We start from the raw sequence: 4,218 nt of genomic DNA, 5'->3' as shown, positions 1-4,218 counted from the left end.
CCCGGGTCGACCCCCGGCCGTTGCCCCCAAACGCCACAACCCCGCGCCGGTGCCGGGGTGGGGGCCGGCGGGGCCCGGCCCCGCCCGGCCCCCCCCCCCACGGCCCCCGCCCGCCGCGACGGGGCCCCGAGGCGCAGGGCCGGTGCCGGCAGCTGCCGACCCGGCGAATCTACGCGCGGGGGCCGCCCCGGTTCGCCCATCCACGGGGTGAATTCCGTCTACCCCCCAGGGTGGCCATGCTCTACAACCAGGGTGGTACTCAAGGGGGTTGACGGTGGCCCGCGAGGGGCGGTGGTCCCGGCCCACGGGGTCCGGCCCCGCGGCGGCCCGGCGGTCCTGACGGCAGGGCCCCGGCCCGCGGCTGCGGATGCGGGCGCCCGCAGCCGCCCCCACAGTGGGACCCATGGGCATCAACGACTACAGCGGCGGCCCTGGCGCCGACCAGACCGGCGTCCTCGTCGTCACGACGAACGACGTCCCCGGCTACCGCGTCGAGCAGGTCATCGGCGAGGTCTTCGGCCTGACCGTGCGCTCCCGCCACCTCGGCAGCCAGATCGGCGCCGGCCTGAAGTCGATGATCGGCGGCGAACTGAAGGGCCTGACCAAGACCCTCGTCGAAACCCGCAACCAGGCCATGGAGCGCCTCATCGAGGCGGCGAAGGCCCGCGGCGCGAACGCCGTCCTGATGATGCGCTTCGACGTGACCGACGCCGCGGACGTCGGGACCGAGGTGTGCGCGTACGGCACGGCCGTCGTCCTCGTCCCCGCCGGTTCGTGACCCGGGGCTGCCGAGCGGAGCCCGGTACGGGAGGGGGAAAGACGTAGGCAGTGAGCCGGGGCTTGCCCCCTGAGCCATCGAACGCGGGGGAGCCGCAAGGGTTCAACTGCCGTGCGGGACCAGTCCACCGGATGGAGCAGGCGGCGGGTCCGGGCCGCCCGGCAGGGGCTCGGGCGGCGAACCATATGCTCAGGGCATGTACCGCCAGCCCGAGTCCGCCCCGGAGTCCGAGTCCCGGCCCGTCCCCGACGTCTCCGTGATCATCGCCGTGTACAACGCGATGCCGTACCTCACGGTGTGCCTGGAATCGGTTCTGGGCCAGAGCCTGGGCGCCGGGCGCATGGAGGTCATCGCGGTCGACGACGGCTCCACGGACGGCAGCGGGGCCGAGCTGGACCGCTTCGCGGCCCGCCACCCGCACCTGCGGGTGCTGCACCAGCCGAACTCCGGCGGCCCGGGGGCCCCGCGCAACCGGGCCCTGGACCTGGCCCGCGGCCGGTACGTCTTCTTCGCCGACGCCGATGACCACCTCGGCCCCGAAGCGCTGCAGCGGCTGCTGGACATGGCCGAGGCGGAAGGCAGCGACGTGGTCCTGGCCAAGCAGGTCGGGCTCGGCCGCACGGTGTCGGAGAAGGCCCACCGGCACGCCCCGCAGGCAGACCTCTACACCTCGGAGGTCTACCGGTCCCTGCACTCCGCCAAGCTGATGCGCCGCCGGATCATCGAGGAGGGACGCCTGCGCTACCCGGAGGACCTCTGGTACGGCGAGGACCAGCTCTTCGTCACCTCCGTGTACTTGGCCGCCGCCCGGATATCCGTCGTCGGCGACTACGACTGCTACTTCCTGCGCCGCCGTGACGACGGGCAGAACCTCACCAGCCGCACCCGCACCGCCCACGAGACGGTCGCGCACATCGAGCGGGTCATGGCGCTGGTCGCCGAGCGGGTGACCGACCCGGTGGGACGGCGCCGGATGCTCGGCCGGCACTTCCGCAGCCTGCTGCGCACCGCCCTGCGCCCGGCCGTGGCCGCCCGCCACGGCGATCCGGCGTTCACGGCGGAGGTCTACGCCCGGGCCCGGACCCTCGTGGAGACGTACTGGACGCCCGACACGGGCGGCGAGCTGCCGCGCATCGACTGGATCCGGCTGTACGCGTTCGCCTGCGGCCCGCTGCCCGCCTTCGAACAGCTCATGGAGTACGACCCCGCCGAGGAGCCCCCGCCGCGCGAACTCGTCGAAGGCGGCCGCGTCTACCGCTGCTACCCCCTGTTCCGGGATCCGGCCGCGGCGCTGCCGGACGTGCTGTTCGATGTGACCGACACCCTCAAGGCCCAGCACCAGCTGGCGTCGATGACCTGGCAGGGCCGCCGGATCCGGCTCACCGGCCACGCCTGGATCCAGAGCCTCGGCACCGGCCGCATGGAGAGCGAGCTCGCGCTGCGCGAGCGGGAGACGGGCCGCGAGTACACCGTGCCCGCCACCGCCGGCCCCGCGCCGGAGCTCGCCGACCGCGGCCCGGGGCTGGAGCTGGCCGGGTTCCGCGCGGACCTCGACCTCGCCACGGTGGCCGGGGGAGACCCGCTCCCGCCGGGCACCTGGGACTGCTTCCTCCACGTCCGCGCGGACGGGGTCACCCGCACCGTCCGGCTCGGCCGACGGCACGCGCCGGACCTGGACCGGACGGCCCGCCGGGCCCGGGTCCTGGCCCGCGACCCCGACGGCGCCACCGAACTCGCCGCGGCCCCCTTCTTCACCGGCTACGGGAACCTGAGCTTCGAGGTGGTCCGCCGGATCCCGCTGCCGACGGGGTGAACCGGACCCTGCCCACCCCGCCGCGCCCGTTCCGAGGGCGCGAAAACTTTTCTGCCGAGGAGCGGCAACCTCCCGCGGGGTCGCGCGTCGTGCGGGGGTGAAGGGCGTCATCCCGCGCCCTCGACCCGACCGTGGAGAACCACCGTGATGAACCTCAAGAGCGTCCCGCTGTCCGCCCGCCGGGCGGCCGCCACCGCCACCGCCGCTGCCGGGGCGGCCGTCGCGCTCTCCCTCGCCGGGCCCGTGTCCGGCGCGTACGCGGCGCCCGCGTCGGTGTCGGCACCCGTGTCGGTGCCGGCGTCCGCCACGCCTTCGCCGGCGCCGACCGCGGTGCCCAGCACCCCGCCCAGCGCCACGCCCACCACTGCGCCCACCATCCGCCCGACCCCCGTGCCGAGTTCGCCGGCGAGCCCCCGCCCGACGGCGTCCGTCAGCCACCCGCCGACCGCCGCTCCGAGTGCCGTCCCCAGCAGCCCGGCCGGCGCCCCGCCCGCCTCGCCGACGCCCACCGCCGTCCCGGCCGGACACGAGCTCGCGCAGACCGGGTCCTCCGCGACCACCGCCGCCATCGGCATCGGGGCGGCCGTGCTCGTCGCCGCTGGAGCCGGAACCCTGTTCGCCGTCCGCCGGCGCGCCAACGGCTGAGGACCCCCGTGCTCCACCTCGCACCGCCTGCACCCCTCGCGGGCCCCGCCATACCCGGCCTCCGCCGGGCGTGGCGGGGCCTGCGGGCGCGGGTGCTGCGCCGGGAACGCCCGGCGACCGCCGCGCCCGCGCCGCCGTACGGACCCGGGACCGGGCCCCCGCGCCCGTACGGGTGCCCGTACGCCCCCGACGGCAGCGGCGGCCACGGCGGTGATGCGCCCCGGCCCACCGTCTCAGAGCTGTACCACGCGCACCGGCTGCCCATGGTCCGGCTGGCCGTCCTGCTCGTCGACGACCTGGCCACCGCCGAGGACGTGGTCCAGGACGCCTTCACGGCCCTCTACCGGCGCCACGGCGAGCACATCGCCGAGGTCGACAACGCCCTGGGCTACCTGCGCACCGCCGTCGTCAACACCTCACGCTCCGTGCTGCGCCGCCGCCGCACCGCCCGCGCGTGGACCCCGCCCGCCGCGGCGGACATGCCCTCAGCGGAGGAGCACGTCGTCCTCGACGAGGCCCACCGCGAGGTCCTGGCCGCGCTGGGCCGGCTGACCCCGCGCCGCCGCCAGGTCCTGGTGCTGCGCTACTGGGCCGAGCTGAGCGAGGCGGAGATCGCAACGACCCTCGGGATCAGCCGGGGCGCGGTGAAGTCGAACGCGAGCCGCGCCCTGGACGCGCTGGAACGGATTCTGGAGGGACGCATATGACGCACGGCACGCACGGCGACACGTCCGTGGAACGCCCTGGCGAGCGCCCCGTGGAGGCCCGGCTGCGCCGGGCCCTGGACGCCCGCGCCGCCTCCGTCACGGTGCGCGACCTGCGGCCCGCCGAGCCGCCGGGCCTCCGCCCGCACCACCGGCCCGCCGGTGCGGTGCTGCGGTGGCGGCGCTTCGCCCTGCCCGCCGCCGCGCTCGCCGCGGCCGCCGCCGCTGCCGTGGCCGGGTACGCCCTCCTCGCGCCGGATCCCGGGCTCCCGCGCCCC

At 76.4% G+C, this 4,218-nt stretch carries 4 protein-coding genes and 1 pseudogene; all 5 read left to right on the top strand.

Annotation, left to right across the window (positions count from 1 at the left end; genetic code table 11):
• The first annotated feature begins 403 nt into the window (after positions 1-403).
• Complete coding sequence (locus tag AB0F11_RS37710; protein WP_362184310.1) at positions 404-778, top strand: YbjQ family protein; 375 nt, start codon at positions 404-406, stop codon at positions 776-778.
• A 196-nt stretch (positions 779-974) separates the two neighbouring features.
• Positions 975-2,591, top strand: coding sequence for a glycosyltransferase (locus AB0F11_RS37705; protein WP_362184308.1), 1,617 nt, complete (start codon positions 975-977; stop codon positions 2,589-2,591).
• Positions 2,592-2,738: 147 nt separating this feature from the next.
• Positions 2,739-3,236, top strand: a complete 498-nt coding sequence (locus AB0F11_RS37700) for an LAETG motif-containing sortase-dependent surface protein (RefSeq protein ID WP_362184306.1) — start codon at positions 2,739-2,741, stop codon at positions 3,234-3,236.
• Between the two features lie 8 nt (positions 3,237-3,244).
• Positions 3,245-3,943 carry a sigma-70 family RNA polymerase sigma factor gene (locus AB0F11_RS37695; RefSeq protein ID WP_362184304.1) on the top strand — a complete coding sequence of 233 codons (699 nt, stop codon included), beginning with the start codon at positions 3,245-3,247 and terminating at the stop codon, positions 3,941-3,943.
• A pseudogene (locus AB0F11_RS37690) lies at positions 3,940-4,218 on the top strand (hypothetical protein); the annotation flags it as partial. The gene AB0F11_RS37695 and the pseudogene AB0F11_RS37690, both read left to right, overlap by 4 nt.

It is taken from the genome of Streptomyces sp. NPDC032472, assembly GCF_040636955.1.
Taxonomy (GTDB): Bacteria; Actinomycetota; Actinomycetes; order Streptomycetales; family Streptomycetaceae; genus Streptomyces.
This window is presented reverse-complemented; position numbering and strand designations above follow the sequence as displayed.

Coding starts and splice junctions, on each gene's coding strand:
- AB0F11_RS37705 (WP_362184308.1), top strand. CDS start 975: ATGTACCGCCAGCCCGAGTCCGCCCCGGAGTCCGAGTCCCGGCCCGTC.
- AB0F11_RS37710 (WP_362184310.1), top strand. CDS start 404: ATGGGCATCAACGACTACAGCGGCGGCCCTGGCGCCGACCAGACCGGC.
- AB0F11_RS37700 (WP_362184306.1), top strand. CDS start 2,739: ATGAACCTCAAGAGCGTCCCGCTGTCCGCCCGCCGGGCGGCCGCCACC.